The organism is Moritella sp. PE36 (genome assembly GCF_000170855.1).
Lineage (GTDB): Bacteria > Pseudomonadota > Gammaproteobacteria > Enterobacterales > Moritellaceae > Moritella.
Genome location: NZ_ABCQ01000001.1, coordinates 112,182 through 134,248, shown reverse-complemented (window position 1 = coordinate 134,248; position 22,067 = coordinate 112,182). Strand labels below are relative to the sequence as shown.

Sequence of the window (22,067 nt, the reverse complement as noted above, 5' to 3'; positions counted from 1 at the left end):
TTTTGTTTTAGGGATTATTTACTCAGAATGATAATAAATAAATATTTAGCTGGCGTACTACTTTCAAGTGCTTGCTTATTTACCAGTACGGCAGCAACTGCAGCTGCAAATAGCTTCATTGTTGAAGATATTCAAGTCGAGGGCTTGCAACGTGTAACGCTAGGTGCGGCATTATTGAATATTCCACTGCGAGAAGGCGATAGCGTCAGTAGCCGTGATACCGCGTTAGCCGTAAAGAAACTATACGCATCAGGTAATTTTGATGATATTGAATTGTACCGTGACGGTGCGACGCTCGTCTTTAAAGTCACTGAATTACCGACTATTAGTAGCATTGAGTTTGTGGGTAATGAAGCGATCCCAGAAGAACAATTACAAGAAAGCCTTAATTCATCAGGTATTCGTGTTGGTGAGCCTATCGATCGTACTATTATTCGTTCTGTCGAGCAGGGTTTGCAAGAATTCTATTATGGCGCGGGTCGTTACAGTGCGCAAATTAATACCATTATTACCCCATTACCACGTAACCGTATTGACATTAAATTTAGTTTTGTTGAAGGTAAGTCAGCTGAAATTAAACAACTTAATATCTTAGGTAACACAGTTTATTCTACGACAGAATTGAAGCGATTATTTGAATTGAGTGATGTTGTGCCGTGGTGGAATTTTATGGCTGATCAGCAGTATCAAAAACAGCTGCTCGCCGGTGATTTAGAGAAACTACGTAGTCATTATGTTGATAAGGGTTATATCCGCTTTAAAACGGAGTCGACACAAGTATCAATGACGCCAGATAAACAAGGTATTTATATCACCCTTAAAGTGAATGAAGGTGCGCAATATAAGCTGGGTAATATTACCTTAACGGGTGACCTATTAGACAAAGAACAAGAGTTACGCGGTTTATTAGCACTTAACTCTGGTGAGTTATACAGTGGTGCAAGTGTCACGGCAACGGAAGAAAGTCTGAGTCGTTATTTAAGTCGTTTTGGTTACGCTTATCCAAAAGTATCTACTTATCCAGAAATCAATGACGAAGACCATACCGTTAACCTCACTATTGCTGTAGAGCCGGGTCCACGAATTTATGTACGTCGTATTAACTTTGCCGGTAATGACGTCACTAAAGATGAAGTATTACGTCGCGAAATGCGTCAAATGGAAGGTACTTGGTTATCTAACCGCTTAATTGACCGTTCTAAAGTCCGTCTTAACCAGCTTGGTTTCTTTGAAACTGTAAACACCAATACGGTACGAGTACCCGGTAATATGGACGTGGTTGACGTTAATGTGCAAGTGAAAGAACAGCCTGCCGGTTCATTTAATGCGGGTATTGGTTATGGTTCAGAGTCGGGTTTAAGTTTAAATGCCGGTATTCAACAGGATAACTTCTTTGGTACAGGTAACAAAGCGGGTATTAGTGTCAGTACCAATGACTACTCGACAAACGCCAGCTTAAATTATACCGACCCGTACTTTACGGTCGATGGCGTGAGCTTCGGCGGTAAGGTTTACTTCACTGACTTTGAAGCATCAGAAGCGGATATTGTCGATTATAACAACCGTACTTATGGTATATCGGGGACCTTAGGTTTCCCGGTCAACGAAAATAATACCTTAAGTTTTAGCTTAGGTTATGAGTGGAATAAGATCTCGCAAACCACGACGTATGCCCAAACAGAGCTCTTTTGGAACATTTATGATAAGCAGCGCGATACGGATGGTAACTTTGTGGTATTCCAGGGGTTTGATGTGTCAGCGTCTTGGCGCCGCCGTACCTTAAACCGCGGAGTATTTGCGACATCGGGTTCAGAACAAAAAGCTAACTTTACCATGACGGTACCGGGTTCGGATGTACAGTATTTTAAGATGAGTTTTGATAACAAATATTATGTACCGTTATCAAGCAATCACCGTTGGTCAATATTGATGCGTGGCCGCGTAGCTTACGGTAATGGTTATGGTACAACAGACGGTGGCAGCGATCATATCTTACCGTTTTATGAAAACTATTATGCTGGTGGTTTCTACTCGGTGCGTGGTTTTAACAGCAATACCATTAGTCCAAAAGGAATCCAGAAAAGTATAGATCCTAGTAGCCCAGGTAATAAAGGTTATGTAGCGACTGATTCTTCCGTTGGTGGTAATGCCTTAGCGACAGCCAGTTTGGAACTTATTTTCCCAACGCCCTTCTTAAGTGAAGAGTATGCCAATCTAGTACGTACTACGGTATTTGTTGATGCCGGTTCGGTATGGGATACTGAATTCAATTCAAGCGATTATCCAGCAGGAAGTTGTCTTAGCGGCTGTAAATACTTTGGCGACTACTCTGACCCTGCGCGATTACGTGCTTCTGCGGGCGTGAGCTTGCAGTGGTTATCGCCAATGGGGCCGTTAGTATTCTCACTGGCCACGCCATTGAAAGAATACGAAGGTGATCGAACTGAAGTCTTTACTTTTAATATCGGTACCACTTTCTAAGCTAAATCATATTGATTAAATGCGTACTTTCAGCACTGGAAGTACGCTTTAAGTTGAAAACTCACTAGGGACTAAAATGAAAAAATTTATTAAAGCAACGGCATTGGCACTGACTCTAGGTGCATCATTTACTGCAAGTGCAGCGGGATATGCGGTTGTTGATGCCGGTAAGATCTTACAACAACTACCACAACGTGAAGCGATAGGTAAACGTTTAAACGAAGAGTTCCAAACGCGTGCTATCGAACTGAATAAATTACAAAAAGAGTTAGTATCATTAAACGAAAAACGTCAGCGTGATGCGGCATTAATGACCCCACAAGAACAAACTAAACTGGTTCGTAAATTAGAAGAGTTAGATGCACAGCTAAAATTAAAAGGTAGAGCATTTAAAGAAGATCAGCAGCGTCGTGGTCAAGAAGAAAATAATAAGCTGTTAGTATTATTACAAAGCGCGATCGAAACAGTTTCTAAGCGTGAAGGTTATGATCTTGTGTTCACTAAACAAGCAGTGTTATTTGTCGATCCAAAATTAGATATCTCTGACAAAATAATACAAGAATTAAGCAAGTAACAATATTTTACAACATTAAGTAACAATATTTTACGGCAAAATGTATTTTACGGCAAAAAAAATGTAGTAAAATAGCATAAAATTTTTTATAGAATAGAAAGGTTTCACATGGCAATGACGTTACAACAAATAGCAACGGCAATTCAAGCTGAGTTACACGGCGATGGCAGTATCGAGATTAGTGGCATTAATTCGATGCAAAATGCACAGCCAGGTAGTATTACTTTTTTAAGTGATAGTAAATACAGTGCCCAATTAGCGACCGTTGCAGCGTCTGCAGTTATTGTTAAACCTGATGATCTTGCCGCATGTAATACCAATGCATTAGTCATGAAAAACCCCTATGTTGGTTTTGCTTTAGTTGCACAGTTACTTGATACCACACCAGCACCAGCAACAGATATCGCCCCGAGTGCGGTGATTGCTGATGATGTGGTTCTGGGTGATAATGTGGCTATTGGTGCTAATGCGGTTATTGAAACTGGCGTCACTCTTGCGGATAACGTGATAATTGGTGCGGGCTGTTTTATTGGTAAAAATAGCCGCATTGGTCAGAGCACTAAATTGTGGGCAAATGTTACTATTTATCATGATATCGAAATCGGCAGCGATTGCTTGTTCCAAAGCGGCACAGTAATCGGTGCAGATGGTTTTGGTTATGCCAATGATGGTGGCCGCTGGATCAAGATCCCACAACTCGGTCGCGTTATCATTGGTGATCGCGTTGAGATTGGTGCGTGCACTACGATCGATCGTGGCGCATTAGATAATACCATTATTGCTGATGGCGTGATTTTAGATAATCAATGTCAAGTCGGGCATAATGTAGAAATAGGTGAAAACACCGCGATCTCAGGTGGTACTCTGTTAGCAGGAAGCTTAAAACTAGGTAAACAATGCATGATTGGTGGTGGTTGTGTTATCAATGGTCATATGGAAATAACTGATAACGTAAATATCACAGGTATGTCGATGGTAATGCGTCCGATTGATAAAGCGGGTCTTTATTCATCGGGTATTCCGGCACAAGCCAATCGTGAATGGCGTCGTCAAACTGCCCGCGTAATGAAAATTGATGATATGCATAAACGACTATCTAAATTAGAAAAAGCTAAATAACAAAGCTTCGTTGCTACAGGAATGAAAATTTTGAGCGAACAAAAAAATACAATTGAAATACAAGAAATCATGAGTCTTTTACCACACCGGTATCCATTTTTACTTGTTGACCGGGTATTGGATTATGTACCGGGCAAGTCGATACATGCGATTAAAAATGTATCGGTAAATGAGCCACAATTTACCGGCCACTTCCCAACGAATCCTATTTTTCCAGGTGTACTGATTTTAGAAGCGTTAGCGCAAGCATCGGGTTTGTTAGGGTATAAGACAGATGGCGGCCCTGGTGATAATGAACTGTATTATTTTGCCGGTATCGATAAGGCGCGTTTTCGTAAACCTGTGGTGCCTGGTGATGTAATGCATCTACATATTGAATTAATTAAAGAACGCCGTGGTATTGGCTTTTTTACTGCGATTGCAAAAGTTGACGGTAAAGTAGTTTGTGATGCTGAAATCATGTGCGCAAGACGAGAGGCTAACTAGTGATCCATGAAACAGCTATTGTGCATGAAAGCGCAAAAATTGGCAAAAATGTAAAAATTGGTCCTTGGACTACCATTGGCGAAAACGTTGAGATTGGTGATGACTGTGTGATCGCCTCTCATGTGGTTATCAATGGTCCTTGTAAAGTTGGTAAAGGTAATCGCTTTTTCCAATTTGGTTCAATTGGTGAAGAGTGCCAAGATCTTAAATATGCGGGTGAAAATACCCGTCTTGAGATCGGTGATAATAACGTGTTCCGTGAAGGCGTTACTATTCACCGTGGTACAGTACAAGATCAAGGTTTAACCAAAATTGGTAGCAATAGCTTGTTTATGGTGAATGCGCACGTGGCACACGATGTGATCATCGGTGATAACTGTATTTTTGCTAACAACGCGACATTAGCGGGTCATGTACATATTGGTGATTTCGTTATTTTTGGTGGTCACGCTGCGATCCACCAGTTTGGTAAAGTAGGTTCTCATGCTTTCATTGCTGGCGGTTCAGTTATTATTAAAGATATCCCTCCTTATGTGATGGCATCGGGTCACCATGCTAAGCCTTTTGGTATCAACTCTGAAGGTCTTAAGCGCCGTGGATTTGATGCTGAGGCAATTAAAGCGGTTAAGCGTGCTTACCGGGTATTATTCCGTCAAGGTAATACCGTAACCGAAGCATTAGTTGCATTAGAAGAAAGTGCCAATGAACAACCCAGTGTTGCTTTGTTTACAGAATTTTTAAAAACCAGTGAACGTGGTATTATTCGTTAATCGTATTCTTTATAGATAGCTTACAATGACAACGAAACCATTACGTATTGGTATTATCGCCGGAGAAGTCTCCGGCGATATTCTAGCTGCCGCCCTGATCAAAGAAATTAAATCCCGCCACCCTGATGCCATTTTCGAAGGTATTGCTGGACCTCGCATGCAAGCGCTTGGTTTTAATACACTGTTTGAAATGGAAGAGCTATCTGTATTTGGTCTAGTGGAAGTACTGGGTCGATTACCACGATTGTTTAAAGTAAAACGGGAAGTTCTTGCCCATTTTAAACAAAATCCGCCCGATATCTTCATTGGTGTTGATGCACCCGATTTTAATATTCCCATTGAATTAAACTTAAAATCAAACGGTATAAAAACCGTACATTATGTCAGCCCTTCTGTGTGGGCATGGCGTCAAAAACGTGTATTCAAGATTAAAAAAGCCGTTGATATGGTGCTCGCCTTTCTGCCATTTGAAAAAGCGTTCTATGATGAATACGATGTACCTTGCCGTTTCATTGGCCATACTATGGCCGACTCCATTCCATTGGAAGGTGCGGACAAGCAAGCGGCCATTACGCAATTAAAACTCGATCCTAAGCAACGTTATGTGGCTATCTTACCGGGTAGCCGTGCTGGTGAAGTCGGGTTATTGTCGGCAAGTTTTTTAGAAACAGCGATTTTATTAAAACAACGTTTTAGTGACTTGCATTTCGTTGTGCCGATGGTGAATGAACAACGTAAAGCACAGTTTCTCGCGATTAAGCAAGAAGTAGCCCCTGATCTCGATGTGATCGTTTTAGATGGCCATGCGCGTGAAGCAATGGCGGTTGCAGATGCGGTACTCTTAGCATCAGGTACTGCCGCGCTCGAAACTATGCTGATGAAGCGTGCGATGGTGGTGGGTTATCGTGTTAAGCCGATTACGTATAAGATCATGCTGCGCTTGATGAAAGCACCGTTTGTGTCATTACCAAACTTGTTGGCAAAAAAAGAAATTGTCGCCGAGCGTTTACAAGATGATTGCCAACCCGAGATATTGGCAGACGAAATGGCCAAACTATTAGAAACAGACAATGCTAAACTGATTGCACACTTTACCGAGCTACATAAATTGATCCGTTGTGATGCGGATAAGCAAGCCGCGGATGCCGTGCTTGAATTGATTAATGATAAAAAAAGTGCAACGCTAAAGACAGGTAAATAATATGTATGATGAAGTAATTTACCCTGAGGGTAAACTTGTTGCTGGTGTTGACGAAGTGGGTCGAGGCCCATTAGTCGGTGATGTTGTTACCGCTGCGGTGATATTAGATCCGAACAACCCAATTGTGGGGCTTACGGACTCAAAAAAATTAAGTGATAAGAAGCGTCAATTGCTCTTTCCTGAGATTAAAGAAAAAGCATTAGCGTGGAGTATTGGTCGTTGCAGCCCAAGTGAGATTGATGAACTCAATATCTTACAAGCAACCATGGTCGCAATGCAGCGTGCGGTTGCTGGACTTACTCTGCAACCAGAGCATGTGTTTATTGACGGTAACCGTTGCCCTGCATTACCGATGCCTGCAGAAGCCATTGTCAAAGGTGATTTGCGCGTGGCAGAAATAAGTGCTGCGTCGATCTTAGCAAAAGTAGTACGAGATGCTGAAATGGATGAACTGCATGAACGTTACCCTGAATATGGTTTTGCCCAGCATAAAGGTTACCCAACCAAAGCACACATGGAAAAGTTAGCGGAACTTGGACCAACAGAAGAATACCGTAAAAGTTTTAAACCTGTGCAACGTGCGCTAGGTCTATTAAAATAAGGTCTGGTGGCCTAGCGCCACTTTACCGATATTGTTTTTCATTTTATTTTTATCTACTCCAATTAGCAGAAAGTCTTAATTATGGCAGAACCTCGTTTTATTCACCTGCATTTACACTCTGAATTCTCGATGGTGGACAGCTTAGTACGTATGAAACGTCTAGCGCCCCGTTTACAAGAACTCAATATGCCGGCGATCGCATTAACTGATCAAACCAATATGTGTGCCTTGGTTAAATTCTATGGTGCGATGCAAAGGGCAGGGGTTAAACCCATTATTGGTGCGGACTTTTGGGTGCAGAGTGAAGAGTATCCAGAAGAGCAGTTTAAGCTAACCGTATTAGCCAAAGATAACAAAGGCTATAACAACATTACGGTGTTGATCTCCAAAGCATACAGCCGTGGCCATGTTGATGGTCGTGCCATTATTGATAAAGCCTGGTTAGCTGAGCATGCCGAAGGCGTTATCTTATTATCTGGTGCGCGTAATGGTGATATAGGTAAAGCCCTATTAAAAGGTAATGATGCATTAGCGCGACAGTGTTTAACATTTTACCAAGCACACTTCCCCGATAGTTATTATCTTGAGTTGATCCGTACTGGTCGTCAAGATGAAGAAGCCTATCTGCACATGGCTGTTGATTTTGCCAGCCAGCATCAGTTACCTGTTGTTGCTACCAATGATGTGGTGTTCTTACATGCAGATGAATTTGATGCTCATGAAATTAGGGTGTCGATCCATGATGGTTATACGTTAGAAGACAAGCGTCGCCCTAGGTTATACAGCAAAGAACAATACTTACGCAGTGAAGATGAAATGTGTGAGTTATTTGCTGATATTCCAGAAGCGCTGGCTAACTCAGTTGAAATTGCCAAGCGTTGTAATGCCACGGTACGCTTAGGTGAATATTTCCTGCCTAACTTTCCAACCGGTGAACTGTCGACTGCAGATTTCTTAGTCAAAGTATCCGAAGATGGCTTAGTCGAACGTTTAGATTTCTTATTCCCCGATCCCGCAGAGCGTGAACGCCAACGTCCGGCGTATGAAGATCGACTCGAGATTGAATTAAAAGTAATTAACGACATGGGTTTCCCGGGTTATTTCCTGATCGTAATGGAGTTCATCCAATGGAGTAAGGACAACAATATTCCAGTTGGCCCAGGTCGAGGGTCCGGTGCCGGTTCATTAGTGGCTTATGCACTGAAGATTACCGATCTTGATCCACTGGAATACGAATTACTGTTCGAACGTTTCTTGAATCCAGAACGTGTCTCCATGCCCGATTTCGATGTCGATTTCTGTATGGATCGTCGTGACGAGGTGATTGATCACGTGGCCGAATTGTATGGCCGCGATGCAGTAAGTCAGATCATTACCTTTGGTACCATGGCGGCAAAAGCGGTTATCCGTGATGTTGGTCGGGTACTGGGTCATCCGTTTGGGTTTGTTGATCGTATTTCTAAGCTGATCCCGGGCGATCCGGGCATGACCTTAGCCAAAGCGTGGGATGTTGAACCACGTTTGGATGAAATGTATCAAGGTGATGAAGAAGTACGCGCGTTGGTTGATATGGCGCGTATTCTGGAAGGTGTAATACGTAACGCGGGTAAACATGCCGGTGGTGTGGTTATTTCACCTACCGTGATCACCGATTTTGCACCACTGTATTGTGATGATTCTGGTAATAACCCGGTTACCCAGTTTGACAAGAACGACGTGGAAGAAGCCGGACTGGTTAAATTCGATTTCTTGGGTCTACGCACCTTAACCATTATTCAGTGGGCACTGGATATGGCGAATCCGCATCTAGTGAAGCAAGGTAAAAAAGAAATCCGTATTGAGTCGATTGATATTACCGACCGAAGGTGTTTTGACTTACTACAGCGCTCAGAAACTACCGCGGTATTCCAGTTAGAATCGCGTGGTATGAAGGATCTGATCCGTCGTCTTAAACCCGATAGCTTTGAAGATATGATCGCGCTGGTGGCCTTGTTCCGTCCCGGTCCATTGCAATCAGGCATGGTAGATAACTTTATTGACCGTAAGCATGGTCGAGAAGAAGTTTCTTACCCTGATGCCCAATATCAACATGAATCGTTGAAAGAAATCCTCGATCCGACTTACGGCATTATCTTGTATCAAGAACAAGTCATGCAGATTGCCCAAGTCTTATCTGGTTATACCCTCGGTGGCGCTGACATGTTACGTCGTGCTATGGGTAAGAAAAAGCCCGAAGAGATGGAAAAACAGCGTGGTACTTTCAAAGAAGGTGCGATAAATAACGGTGTCGACGGTGACCTGTCGATGAAGATCTTCGATTTGGTAGAAAAGTTCGCGGGTTACGGTTTCAATAAATCCCACTCCGCGGCTTATGCACTGGTATCGTATCAAACGCTGTGGATGAAGACCCATTATCCTTCTTACTTCATGGCGGCCGTTATGTCTGCTGATATGGATAATACCGAGAAAGTGGTAACCTTGGTTGATGAAGTGGAACGCATGGGGCTAACATTGTTACCGCCTGATGTGAACAAAGGTCTATTCAAGTTTAACGTGCAGGAAGACCATACGATTATTTATGGTATCGGTGCGATTAAAGGCGTGGGTGAAGGCCCTATTGATGCCATTATTGCCGCCCGTGAAAGTGGGGGCGAATTCACCGATCTGTTTGATTTCTGTAACCGTGTTAATTTGAAAAAGATCAGTAAACGTATCATGGAAAAACTGATTTACGCCGGCGCATTAGATAAATTAGGTCCTCATCGCGCCGCCTTACATGCTACATTACCTGAAGCAATGAAAGCTGCGGCACAACACGCGATGGCCGAAGCATATGGTCAAAGTGACTTGTTTGGTATCTTAACCACCGAACCGGAAGAAATTGAAAGCAAATTTGCTGATGTACCTGAATGGCCTGATAAAGTATGGCTGGAAGGGGAGCGAGAAACCTTAGGTCTTTACCTTACAGGTCATCCAATTAATCAGTATATTAAAGAAGTTAAGCGTTATTCGACTAATCGCTTGAAAGATGTAAAACCGACCGAACGTGGTAAAGTCGTTACCGCGGTTGGGTTAGTTATTTCGGCACAAGTTAAAGTGACGAAGAAAGGTACCCGCATGGGGATCTTAGAGATTGATGATAAAAGTGGCCGCCTAAGTGTGATGTTCTTCTCAGAAGCGTTTGAACGTTATGAAGAATATATCGCCAAAGATCGCATTTTAGTGATTACTGGAGAGGTCAGCTTTGACGATTTCAATGGTGGGTATAAGATGACCGCCAGAGAAGTTATGGATATTGAAACTGCGCGAGAACGTTATGCGCGTGGTATCACATTGCAGTTAAATGCAGAAAAAATAAATGATACGTTTATGGGTAAGTTTATGGAAACACTTGAACCTTATCGTGCCGGTACTTGTCCCATAAATATAGTTTATCAACGCGCCGACGCGAAGGCTAAATTAACTTTAGGTGTCGAATGGCGAGTATCGCCCACCGATGAGCTCTTATATGGATTAGAGCTGATGCTAGGGTCGGGAAATGTTGATCTTGAATTTGATTAGTGCTGACGTTACAAGATTGTCGTCATTAGCCATTAGCAATAATATTAGATAAGGAAGCAGCGCCTCATGGCCATAAATTTTTTAGATTTTGAACAGCCGATTGCAGAATTGCAGGCTCAGATCAATGAATTAAAACTTGTGACTAACAATACTGATGATGTTGATCTACAAGATGAAATATTTCGTTTAGAAAAGAAGAATGCAGAACTAACCACAAAAATATTCAGTAATTTGAAACCTTGGGATGTCGCTAAGATGGCGCGTCATCCACAGCGTCCTTATACCCTTGATTATATCGAGCATGTGTTTACCGATTTCGATGAACTTGCTGGCGATCGTGCGTTTGCGGATGATAAAGCAATTGTTGGCGGTACCGCGCGTTTAGATGGTATGCCGGTAATGATCATTGGTCAGCAAAAAGGCCGTGATACCAAGGAAAAATTAAGACGTAACTTTGGTATGCCGCGTCCAGAGGGTTACCGTAAAGCCTTACGTTTGATGAAAATGGCTGAAAAATTCAATATGCCAATCATTACCTTTATTGATACCCCAGGTGCTTATCCTGGTGTTGGTGCCGAAGAACGTGGTCAAAGTGAAGCGATTGCGCGTAACTTAAAAGAAATGGCTGAGCTTACAGTACCAATTGTTTGTACTGTGATTGGCGAAGGTGGTTCGGGTGGTGCATTAGCGATTGGTGTTGGTGATCGCGTTAACATGTTGCAATACAGTACTTATTCGGTGATCTCGCCTGAAGGTTGTGCGTCAATCTTATGGAAGTCTGCTGATAAAGCACCTTTAGCTGCGGAAGCGATGGGCATCACTGCTGAGCGACTTAAGAGCTTAGATTTGATTAATACCGTTATCTCAGAACCACTCGGTGGCGCACACCGAGATATACCTTTAATGGCTGCTAACTTGAAAGAGCGCATTAAAGCGGATCTTGCTGAGCTTACACCGCTTGGGCATGAAACATTGTTAGAACAACGTTATGAGCGTCTAATGTCATTTGGCATGTAAGCGGCTATAACGCTACATTGTTATAACGATAATCGAATAATATTGATAAAACCGCTAATAGCTTTATTAGCGGTTTTTTTATATCCATCACTTTTCGGTATATACTGTTCTGGTCTATTCTTACCGTGATGATAACTGTGGTTACTAACGTCGATCTCTTCTCAACATTTCAGCACGCGTTACAATCGTTAACGACAAAACCGATGCAGATCGTACTTGCCTATAGCGGTGGTCTTGATTCTCATGTGTTATTGCATTTACTGGCTCGTTATCAACAGCGATATCCACAACACGCTTATCTTGCGGTACATGTGCACCATGGCTTAAGTGACAATGCGGATACTTGGTTAGACCATTGCCAGCAAACTGCTGCGGCGTTAGGCATTAACTTTATCGCTGAAAAGGTTGTGCTTAATGTTGGCAGTCGAGAAAGTTTAGAAGCACAAGCGCGCACCGCCCGTTATCAAGCGATAGCAAAACATCTCAATGATGGATCGTTATTATTACTTGGCCAACATCTTGATGATCAGCTTGAAACATTTTTGTTGCAGCTTAAGCGTGGTGCTGGTGTAAAAGGTTTGTCGGCAATGGCTGCACAGATGCCTTTTTCATTACAAGCGAACTGCCAAATAGTCCGTCCTTTATTGATACATCCGCAACAAGCGCTGGTGGATTATGCCAGCCAAGCACAATTATCTTGGGTCGAAGACGAAAGCAATAATAACCAGAGTTATGATCGTAACTTCTTACGTCATCAAATTATTCCTAGTTTAAAACAGCGTTGGCCGGGTATTGCTCATGCCGTGCATCGCAGCGCCGAGCTCTGCGCCGAGCAGCAGGCATTATCAGATGAAATTGCAGAAATAGATTTGGTGACTTGTGCGCATTCTTTTAGTGGATTAAATATTGCGGAGTTAGATAAATTATCAAAAATTCGCCGTAACAATGTCATTCGTTTTTGGCTTGCTGGTCAACAGCTACCGATGCCAAGCCGTCACCATTTAGATAAAGTATGGTTAGAGGTGGTGAATGCCGCTGATGATGCCAATCCACAATTGAGCTGGCAGGCTGGTGAGTTTCGCCGTTATCAAGGGGTGCTTTATAACCAGCAGAAATACGCGGAGCTAAAAGACGTAGTGATAACGCTTGAACATACCCAATCTCAACGTATTGCATTACCTGACAATATCGGTACCTTGCATTTACAGGACTCGATACAAGACACGACACAAGACTCTATACAAGGAAAAAGTGGCGTTGATAGCAGCAATGCTATTGACGATAATGATAGCGGTTACTGTGTGAAAGAGCCCCTCGCACATGACAAGGTAACTATCCGTTTCCGGGGTGAGGGTAAGTGTCATCCTGTTGGACGTAGTGGCTCGCGCAGTATTAAAAAGTTATACCAAGAATATCAGATAGCACCTTGGTTACGTGATCGTATCCCATTAGTCTATTATGGCGATGAATTAGTCTGTGCGGTTGGACTTTGGATTTGCAAAGGTTACGAAGCGCAAGAAGGCTTATGTTGGCATGTCACTCGTGAGCGATAGGAAAGTAGGAAAGTATGAAAGTATATGATGAGAGTATGGAATAATTTGAGTTAGTCACAAAAAAGCAGATGAATAAATCCATCTGCTTCTGCTTCTATTTCTATTTAAAGCTATATTTTTATCTTATATTGAACGGGTTATTCAGCTTCAACTTCTTCTTTGACCTGCTGATGACCTTTTTCTAGGTGCACGAAGTCAATATCGTCATTACCGTTAACAGTATACGCTTTACCGAAGCCTCTCACGTAGCGACCTGTTTGTGGTTCGATACGGAATAGACGGAAATCACTTAAACCACTTAGGTTCGTAATAATTTCACCAAAACGCGCTTCTAATGCTGGGATAGCCTGTGCCCATGTATCACTTTCACGATCAATCACTTCAGCGTTGGCTTTGTATGTTAGACGATGGCGGGCAAAGATTTGTTTAGCGCCTTGCTCATCTTCTAATAGCATGAAAGACAGATTTGGATTTACCAATAAGTTCTGCGTATGTTCAGCAATCTCACTGATTAAAATGTAGTAACCATCTGCTAAACGAACAAAGGGTGCGTAACTAATATGTGGAAATCCATCTGCGCTTAATGTTGATAAAACTAACGTTTGGCGCTCTTCTCTAAATTCTGCAATTTTTGGTTGTAAGCGATTCTCTAAGCGTTCTTGTTTGTTCATCATCATGATCTGAGTGTCCGTTATTTGTGTTTAATTAGTTACGATAGCAATAGTTTCGTCACTGACTATATTAGCGTCATCGCTTGTGGTTTGTGTGGCTAGCGCATTAAAGCGAGTAATTTGTGCAGGGATCACTTGGCCATCTTTATCGCGACCGAGGTAAATCTTAAATACGCTGTTACCTTTATGATCAAAAAACTGCACGTAGTAGCTTAATTTACCGCGTACTTTACGGGTAAGTAAGGCCATTGCAGATAGATTATCAAGCTTGAGGTGGCCTTGTAAACCGTCACTGTCATGCGATAAGTTGTAATAACCGTAAGCATTTTTTCCTTTTGGTAACGGCGCTTTCACTTCAAAGACAAAGCCAGATACTTCAATAATACAAGTTACGTTACCCCAGTCAGCTATATCGGTTAATAAGCGTTGTGCTTGCTCAGCTGGCAACATATTCACTTCTTGTTCTGGCAATGCTTGGATCACCTCAAGTTCACTGCAATTTAATTCAAGTGCAACTTCAATGCTTCTTAATCGAGGTTTATCTGCCATTAGCTGATGAATAGCATTACGGGTAGTGTTTTCTTGCATACTGTTAAGCCTTTAAGTGACCCTATGATTGAGGTAGTGATTGCAGATTAATATAGTTGTAATGATAATGCAACCAATTCTCATTTGCATTATAAGGGTTTGTTATTTACACTAGCGAACAAATATTAGTTTAATTTAAGAACTGGCTTTGCATCTAAATACAGTTCTTTATTTAACTATAAACATTATTAAATTTATTGCTGGGTGGAATTGAAATGAATAAGGTTTGGGTTAGCGTTTGTTGTTTATTATTGTCATTCGGTAGTGTGGCCGGAGAACGTATCATTAGTGCGGGCGCGGGTGTTACTGAGTTATTAATCGCCTTGGACAAACAAGATGATTTGGTTGCTGTCGATTTGACCAGTCGCTACCCGGCTGTAGCTAAATTACCTGTGGTTGGTTATCACCGTCAATTGTCTGCTGAAGGATTATTATCTCTAGCACCAGATACCCTGATTGGTAGCAGTGAAATGGGCCCGCAATCAACACTTGATCTGTTAGTACAAAGTGGTGTTGAAGTAATGGTATTACCGACCGAAACAACGACGACAAACCTACTTGATACCATTACCTTACTGGGTGATAAATTAGATAGAAAATCACAAGCCAAACAATTAATTATCAAGCTTGAACGTGACATTAACCAGTTAGAAGCAAATAAGCAACAAATCAACACACCTAAAAAAATGCTGTTCTTACTGTTGAATGATAAAGGTACTTATACTGCTGCTGGGAGTAATACCACAGCACATTCGGTGATGACATTAGCGGGCGCGGTTAACCCTGCTGCAGCGCTTAATTCTTACCAAGCATTATCAGCAGAAGCGTTCTTGGCAATGGCGCCAGAAAGTATTTTAGTCAGTGGCCGTCATTGGCAGAAATATCAAGATATCGATACCTTAATTGCGGCAATGCCATTATTAGCACAAACGCCTGCAGGTCGTAATAAAGCGATTTATGTCATTGATGGCAGCGCGCTAATCGGTGGTCTGGGACTGAATAGTATCAAACAAGCAAAACAGTTACAGGTTAAGTTATACCCTCAGTTATCTGCTAATTTAGAGCTTGAATTAGAGTATTAGGGGCGTATATGTTTGTTAATAGCCGCTGGCCATTGTTGTTACCGAGTGTTGTGTTATTTTTTCTTGCTTCTATGGTGGTGTTATCTGTTTCTGTGGGTCCGATGGCGATCTCGTTTGCTGACAGTATCAAAGCATTATTGGTGAATTGGGTTAATTGGCAATCGCCAGTAAGCACTCAAAACGTCATCGTGGTGAGTAATATTCGCTTGCCTCGCACGTTACTTTGTTTATCCATAGGCGGGATTTTAGGATTAACTGGCGCGGTGATGCAAGGTGTGTTTCGTAATCCGTTAGCTGATCCCGGTATTATTGGGGTAAGCAGTGGTGCGGCACTGGGTGCGGGTTTAGGTATTGTTATTTTTGCTGACTTGATGGTTGATTTACCAGATTGGTTACAATTGAGTACGGTGTCTTTTTTTGCGTTTACCTTTGCATTAGCGGTTTGTTTACTTGTCTATAAAGTCGGGACAAGTAGCCAAGGCAGCTCGGTGGTGGTGATGCTGCTTGCGGGTGTGGCTATCAGTGCTATTGCCGGCGCGGGGATGGGCATGCTCACGTATATTGCCGATGATCAAAGTTTACGTGATTTGAGTTTGTGGCAAATGGGCTCAATGGCGGGCAGTAATTGGATCAGTATTACCATCAGTAGTATCACCCTGGTATTTTTGCTGGTGGTATTTATGTCATCAGCGAAAGCATTGAATATTTTATTGCTGGGGGATGCGGAAGCGGTGCACCTTGGTATCGATATTGTGCGTATAAAACGTCGGTTAATATTTTGCTGTGCAATCGGACTCGGAGTTGCGGTATCAATCGCAGGTATGATTGGGTTTATTGGTTTGATTATTCCGCATCTGGTTCGCTTGTTAGTGGGGCCGAACCATCAGCGTTTATTACCATTATCGGCGATGTTAGGGGCATTGTTATTATTACTTGCCGATATATTAGCACGTACGATCATGGCACCGAGCGAAGTACCTGTGGGTATTATTACGGCGTTATTAGGCAGTCCTTTCTTTATTATTTTACTTTTACAACAACGATCTAAGTTGGGGATATAAGCGGATGTTAAACATGACAACACCGGTTCTGCATTGCCAGCAGTTGAATTATAGCATCGCAGGTAAATGTATTTTTAATGATCTCAATTTGACGTTAGATGAAGGAGAGTTTTTGGCTGTGCTTGGCCCTAATGGTGCGGGTAAAAGTTCGTTGTTCAAAGCCATCACCGGTGAGTTGCAACCCTCCTCTGGGAAAATTTTCTTAAACGGTGAAATGCGGAGCAATATTAATCGGAGTGAGATAGCCAGGACGCTGGCAGTATTGCCACAAAGCGCCAGCTTAAGTTTCTCATTTCAAGTGATTGACGTGGTGCTGATGGGCGGCTTACAGGCCGATTGTGGTCAAGCTAAAGTACAAGCACTCGCTGATACGATCTTAGCTGAACAAGAGATCGACCATTTAAGAGCACGTGCTTACCCGACATTATCGGGTGGTGAGAAACAGCGTGTGCATTTTTCCCGGGTATTATTACAGTTAGCTGTGGGTAATAAGAACAAACCACAGATACTATTATTGGATGAGCCCACGGCGGCTTTGGATATAAATTATCAACATCAATTATTAAAGAGTGCCAAGCATTTAGCACAGACAGGGGTGGCGGTTATTACAGTATTACATGATCTTAATTTGGCGGCTAAGTATGCTGACCGGATCATTTTATTGAAGGACGGTAATATCTGCGCTAATGGCTGTGCCAAGCAAGTGGTGACCACTGATAATATTCGTCACGTTTATGGTTATGAAAGCACGGTGATTAATCATGCCGAGTTTTCACATCCGATTATCATGTAGTGCTGTTTGTTTGTACGCTTTACGGCTACAATCGACTATTCAATAAGTGATAGATAGCAAGATGTAGTCATGAATAGTGGATGTAATGAATATAGGGTTAATCACCACGTAAATATTAGCCATGAACAGCAAGCATTAATTACGCGTGTGATCGCGCGTGCCGGGCAGTTATTACAGGCATATAACGCTGAAAGCCGAATCATAGAACAGACAACTGAACGTCTTGGTATGGCATTTGGGCTAGAAAGCGTCGAAATTGCACTGACCTCTAAAGCCATCATTCTTACCTCTCGATTTGGCGACCACTGCATAACGACCACGCGTACGATGAAAGCGCATGGTATTGATATGGGGATAGTGTGTGAAGTACAACGCATTTGTATCCTTGCCGAAAAGCAAATTTATGATTTAGAGCAGATTAAGCAGCGCTTAGATAACTTGGCTGTGCCTAAATACGATTCCGTCATCGTCGCTTGTTTTGTGGCTTTATCCTGTGCCTGCTTTAGTCACTTATTTGGTGGCGATAGCATTATATTTATCTGCACTTGGTTAACGAGCTTCATTGCCATGCGTATTCGCCAATGGTTAACTCAATTACACCATAACTTACTCACCGTGTTTTTTATAACTGCATTCACTGCAACCTTTATTGGTAGTTTCGCCAGCGGCTTTGGTTGGGGTAATGAACCTGAGCTGATCATGGTCACCAGTGTGCTACAACTCGTGCCTGGTTTTCCATTAATTAATGCGGTATCAGATATGGTGAAAGGCCATGTCACCATCGGTATGGCACGATGGATGACGGCAACCCTGTTAACACTTGCTTCTACACTCGGTATTGTCTTGGCTGTGCAGTTAGCGCAACAAGGAGGCTGGCTATGAGTGAACTATTACTGATGCTGGTGGATGATGCGGTGTTTGCAGGTATCGCTGCATTCGGCTTTGCACTGTTATTCAATGTCCCTAGGCAAGCACTGCTGGCCTGTGTGTTATTTGCTGCCAGTGCCCATGCGGTACGCTCACTATTATTACACGTAAACGTGCCGATTGAGTGGGCATCATTCATTGCTGCGACCTTACTGGGGCTGGCAACGGTGCCTTGGTCTCGGAAAGTGCTGATCCCACGCCCTGTGGTGACGGTTGCAGCCATTATTCCGATGATCCCTGGCGTGTATGCGTATAAAACCATGACCGGGTTGATGACGTTACACCATCAAGGTTATAGTGCTGCGTTACAGCAGCAAGTTGTTGAAAATGGTTTACTGACTATTTTTATTTTGATTGGCTTAAGCTTTGGTCTGGCGATTGCGCCTGTGCTGGTGTACCGTAACAAGCCTATTGTTTGATTAAGGAGCTGTTGTGATTGTTTCCATGATTGCCGCACTGGCAAATAACCGAGTCATTGGTTTAGATAATAAGATGCCGTGGCATTTACCTGCTGAGTTACAACTGTTTAAACGCGCAACGTTAGGTAAGCCTATTGTAATGGGGCGTAATACCTTTGAATCAATTGGTCGTCCATTACCGGGTCGTTTAAATATCGTATTAAGTCGACAAGCAGATTATCAACCAGAAGGTGTGACTGTTGTTGCGACCTTAGAAGATGCTGTTGTGGCTGCTGGTGATGTGGAAGAGTTAATGATCATTGGTGGTGCGACGATTTATAACCAGTGCTTAGCCGCTGCTGATCGTTTGTATTTGACGCATATTGAATTAACCACCGAAGGGGATACTTGGTTCCCTGATTATGAGCAGTATAATTGGCAAGAAATTGAACATGAGTCTTATGCGGCAGATGATAAAAACCCGCATGATTACCATTTTAGTTTACTCGAGCGAGTGAAGTAGTCATGTGTTAACTGACGAGTGCATACTCTGAACTGAACTGGAAAAAAATGCCGCGCTAGTGATAGCGCGGCATTTTTTATAGTGAATAACTAAGTTAACTTTATACCGTTAATTTAGTTATTGCTGCTGGCTGTTACTCCATTGTATCTAAACCAGACTCGAATTCGTCGAATTGAGCGTGGATACTTTGGTCTTCTTGTTTACCAATCAGTGAAATGATAACAATCGCTAGAGAAGCAAAGATGATACCCGGTACGATCTCATACAGATCGAAGATACCGCCACTTAATTGTTTCCATACTACAACCGTTACCGCACCAATAATAATACCCGCAAGTGCGCCGTTACGCGTCATACCACGCCAGTATAGTGAGATAATTAATGCTGGACCAAATGCAGCACCAAAACCAGCCCATGCATAAGATACTAAACCAAGTACCGAACTATCAGGGTTAAGTGCAAGTAACAATGCAATGATAGACAGACCAACAACACCAAAACGACCAACAGTAACAAGTTCTTCACTTGTTGCTTGTGGACGAATTAACTGTTTGTAGAAATCTTCAGCCAGTGCCGATGATGATACAAGTAGTTGTGAATCCGCAGTACTCATGATTGCAGCTAAGATCGCAGCAAGCAGAATACCAGCAATAACAGGGTGGAAGATGCTGTTCACTAATAACATGAAGATAGTTTCAGCATCAGCGATAGTGATATTGTTAGTATTAGTGTAAACCAGACCAACGAGACCGACTAACATTGCACCAAACATAGATAATGAAGTCCAAACAACCGCAATACGGCGTGCTTTAACAAGATCTTTATTGCTACGTGTTGCTTTGAAACGCGCAAGAATATGTGGCTGACCGAAGTAACCTAGGCCCCAAGCGGCTAATGAGATGATAGCAATAGCGCTAAGGTCTTCACCTTTGCTGTTCTGCCAGATCGTCAGTAGTTCTGGATTTATGTCGCGCATGGCAGCTGCTAGATCGCTAAAGCTACCGTCCATCGCGCTGAGTGGCACGATTAATAGTGCTGCTGACATTAATAGACCTTGTACTAAATCAGTCCAAGAAACAGCAAGGAAACCACCGAATAGCGTATAAGAAACCACACATACAGTACCGAGTACAACTGCGACTTGATAATCTAGACCAAATACTGTTTCAAATAATTTACCGCCAGCCACTAAGCCTGAACTGGTATAGAACAAGAAGAACATCAGGATAAAGAATGCCGAACAAATTTGAATTGCTTTTGAGTTGTCTTTAAAACGACGCGATAGGAATTCTGGCAGGGTAATTGATTTGGTGACGATACTGTAGGTACGTAAACGTTTTGCGACAATTAGCCAGTTTAACCAAGTACCAATTAATAAACCACCTGCTAACCAGATCGCTTCCATGCCTGCTGCATACGCGTAACCAGGTAGGCCAAGTAATAACCAACCACTCATGTCTGAAGCACCTGCAGATAACGCTGCTGGCCAAGGACCTAAGTTACGACCACCTAAAAAGTAGTCCGTTGAACTCTTGGTTTGTCGATAAGCATACACACCGATACCAAGCATAATAGCAAGGTAAACAAGGAATGTAGCTGTAATAATGAAATTATTTTCAATCATGTATATAAGCCTTAGTTGTAAAGTTGTTATTCTTTATTTTCTATTTTTATAGTTATACTCAACCAAACCACGTCAATATACTTGTTTGCGGTGATATTGATGTGGGTTGGCTAAAATTAGCGTGCAGTATATACGAACAACTATGTTATTACTTAACATTAGAGCAACACTGTGATAACCCGCTTATTATTTAATCTTATTCTAGTCAATTATGTCGCATGCATGGGGCAGGGAACGGAAAATACTGCCTTATCTTCCCAGCGCAACATGGTCAGGCTGTTGCCCCACACGCAACCAGTATCAAGTGTTGTCGCATTTTTATGACTACAATTGCCTTCTAATGCAGCCCAGTGACCAAAAATAACATGGGCGCCATCAAGGTGAGTGCCTGCAACTTCATACCAAGGAATATGCTGGATATTGTTATTCGTTGCTGGTGAATGCTTATTATGAAACTCCAACTGTCCATCTGGTGCGCAAAAACGCATTCGCGTAAATGCATTAATAATAAAACGTAGGCGGTCAAAGCCTTGTAACTCTTCTTGCCAATAGTCGGGTTGTGCGCCGTACATATTCTCGAGTAATGCCAGGTAGTTATCACCACGCAGTTGTTCATTAACTTCTTCGGCATATAGCTTTGCTTGTTGTTGGCTCCACTGAGGGCTAATACCAGCATGCACCATAATAATATTAAATGCCTTATGGTGCGCCAGTAGTGGCTGCTGACGTAGCCAGAGTAGCAATTCGTCTTTATCTTCAGCAGCAAATATAGCCTGAGTCTTATCCTTAGAGTTTAGCTTAGCTAATCCTGCATCAATTGCGAGTAAATGTAAGTCATGATTGCCAAGTACAGTGACGGCTGCTGAGCCAAGTTGTTTCACAAAGCGTAACGTTTCTAGTGATTTTGGGCCGCGGGCAACAAGATCTCCGGTTAACCAAAGTTGATCTTGGCGTGGATCAAAATTAGCTTGTTGTAGCAGGTGTTGTAGATCGTCGAAACAACCTTGAATATCACCAACAAAATAAGTTGCCATATA

At 42.5% G+C, this 22,067-nt stretch carries 20 protein-coding genes; 16 read left to right on the top strand and 4 right to left on the bottom strand.

All coding sequences use genetic code 11. The features are described from left to right. Nucleotides 1–27 precede the first annotated feature (27 nt). From bamA to tilS, 10 genes are all read left to right on the top strand, one after another. Nucleotides 28–2,481, top strand: a complete 2,454-nt coding sequence (gene bamA / locus PE36_RS00555) for an outer membrane protein assembly factor BamA (RefSeq protein WP_006029984.1) — start codon at nt 28–30, stop codon at nt 2,479–2,481. A 76-nt stretch (nt 2,482–2,557) separates the two neighbouring features. Beyond that, nucleotides 2,558–3,055, top strand: a complete 498-nt coding sequence (locus PE36_RS00550) for an OmpH family outer membrane protein (RefSeq protein WP_006029983.1) — start codon at nt 2,558–2,560, stop codon at nt 3,053–3,055. 108 nt (nt 3,056–3,163) lie between these two features. Continuing rightward, nucleotides 3,164–4,174: a UDP-3-O-(3-hydroxymyristoyl)glucosamine N-acyltransferase gene (lpxD, locus tag PE36_RS00545; protein WP_006029982.1), complete on the top strand. Its 1,011-nt coding sequence runs from the start codon at nt 3,164–3,166 to the stop codon at nt 4,172–4,174. A 30-nt stretch (nt 4,175–4,204) separates the two neighbouring features. After that, a complete protein-coding gene (fabZ, locus tag PE36_RS00540) occupies nt 4,205–4,660 on the top strand; it encodes a 3-hydroxyacyl-ACP dehydratase FabZ (RefSeq protein ID WP_006029981.1) in 456 nt (151 codons plus the stop codon). Then, nucleotides 4,660–5,430, top strand: a complete 771-nt coding sequence (gene lpxA, locus PE36_RS00535; RefSeq protein WP_006029980.1) for an acyl-ACP--UDP-N-acetylglucosamine O-acyltransferase — start codon at nt 4,660–4,662, stop codon at nt 5,428–5,430. Before fabZ ends, lpxA begins: the two co-directional genes overlap by 1 nt. Before the next feature lie 25 nt (nt 5,431–5,455). Further along, nucleotides 5,456–6,631, top strand: coding sequence for a lipid-A-disaccharide synthase (lpxB, locus tag PE36_RS00530; protein ID WP_006029979.1), 1,176 nt, complete (start codon nt 5,456–5,458; stop codon nt 6,629–6,631). 1 nt (nt 6,632) lies between these two features. Continuing rightward, on the top strand, nt 6,633–7,232 hold the full coding sequence (rnhB, locus tag PE36_RS00525) for a ribonuclease HII (protein ID WP_006029978.1): 600 nt from the start codon (nt 6,633–6,635) through the stop codon (nt 7,230–7,232). Nucleotides 7,233–7,313: 81 nt separating this feature from the next. Then, complete coding sequence (dnaE, locus tag PE36_RS00520; protein ID WP_006029977.1) at nt 7,314–10,793, top strand: DNA polymerase III subunit alpha; 3,480 nt, start codon at nt 7,314–7,316, stop codon at nt 10,791–10,793. A gap of 66 nt (nt 10,794–10,859) precedes the next feature. Continuing rightward, nucleotides 10,860–11,810, top strand: a complete 951-nt coding sequence (gene accA, locus PE36_RS00515) for an acetyl-CoA carboxylase carboxyl transferase subunit alpha (RefSeq protein WP_006029976.1) — start codon at nt 10,860–10,862, stop codon at nt 11,808–11,810. A 128-nt stretch (nt 11,811–11,938) separates the two neighbouring features. After that, a complete protein-coding gene (gene tilS / locus PE36_RS00510; protein WP_006029975.1) occupies nt 11,939–13,363 on the top strand; it encodes a tRNA lysidine(34) synthetase TilS in 1,425 nt (474 codons plus the stop codon). 137 nt (nt 13,364–13,500) lie between these two features. Here the strand turns inward: tilS and hutZ are convergent, their stop codons facing one another. Further along, complete coding sequence (gene hutZ, locus PE36_RS00505) at nt 13,501–14,040, bottom strand: heme utilization protein HutZ (RefSeq protein WP_006029974.1); 540 nt, start codon at nt 14,038–14,040, stop codon at nt 13,501–13,503. A gap of 24 nt (nt 14,041–14,064) precedes the next feature. Further along, nucleotides 14,065–14,622, bottom strand: coding sequence for a heme utilization cystosolic carrier protein HutX (gene hutX, locus PE36_RS00500; RefSeq protein ID WP_006029973.1), 558 nt, complete (start codon nt 14,620–14,622; stop codon nt 14,065–14,067). 215 nt (nt 14,623–14,837) lie between these two features. Between hutX and PE36_RS00495 the strand changes: the two genes are divergently transcribed. The 6 genes from PE36_RS00495 to folA all read left to right on the top strand — a co-directional run bounded on the left by PE36_RS00495 (nt 14,838) and on the right by folA (nt 19,406). Further along, nucleotides 14,838–15,704: a hemin ABC transporter substrate-binding protein gene (locus PE36_RS00495; protein ID WP_006029972.1), complete on the top strand. Its 867-nt coding sequence runs from the start codon at nt 14,838–14,840 to the stop codon at nt 15,702–15,704. Between the two features lie 8 nt (nt 15,705–15,712). Continuing rightward, a complete protein-coding gene (locus PE36_RS00490) occupies nt 15,713–16,765 on the top strand; it encodes an iron ABC transporter permease (protein ID WP_006029971.1) in 1,053 nt (350 codons plus the stop codon). Between the two features lie 13 nt (nt 16,766–16,778). After that, entirely contained in the window at nt 16,779–17,558 is a 780-nt protein-coding gene (locus PE36_RS00485) for a heme ABC transporter ATP-binding protein (RefSeq protein WP_232286508.1), read from the top strand. A gap of 69 nt (nt 17,559–17,627) precedes the next feature. Beyond that, nucleotides 17,628–18,440, top strand: coding sequence for a threonine/serine exporter ThrE family protein (locus PE36_RS00480; protein WP_006029969.1), 813 nt, complete (start codon nt 17,628–17,630; stop codon nt 18,438–18,440). Then, nucleotides 18,437–18,904 carry a threonine/serine exporter family protein gene (locus tag PE36_RS00475; RefSeq protein ID WP_006029968.1) on the top strand — a complete coding sequence of 156 codons (468 nt, stop codon included), beginning with the start codon at nt 18,437–18,439 and terminating at the stop codon, nt 18,902–18,904. The genes PE36_RS00480 and PE36_RS00475 overlap by 4 nt, the downstream gene beginning before the upstream one ends. A 13-nt stretch (nt 18,905–18,917) precedes the next feature. Continuing rightward, nucleotides 18,918–19,406 (top strand): type 3 dihydrofolate reductase, encoded by a 489-nt coding sequence (folA, locus tag PE36_RS00470; RefSeq protein ID WP_043993544.1) that lies wholly within the window; start codon nt 18,918–18,920, stop codon nt 19,404–19,406. Nucleotides 19,407–19,539: 133 nt separating this feature from the next. Here folA and putP read toward each other — a convergent pair whose 3' ends face one another. Both putP and PE36_RS00460 read right to left on the bottom strand, forming a co-directional pair. Then, nucleotides 19,540–21,030: a sodium/proline symporter PutP gene (gene putP, locus PE36_RS00465; RefSeq protein ID WP_006029966.1), complete on the bottom strand. Its 1,491-nt coding sequence runs from the start codon at nt 21,028–21,030 to the stop codon at nt 19,540–19,542. Between the two features lie 209 nt (nt 21,031–21,239). Beyond that, nucleotides 21,240–22,064, bottom strand: coding sequence for a symmetrical bis(5'-nucleosyl)-tetraphosphatase (locus PE36_RS00460; protein WP_006029965.1), 825 nt, complete (start codon nt 22,062–22,064; stop codon nt 21,240–21,242). Nucleotides 22,065–22,067 lie beyond the last annotated feature (3 nt).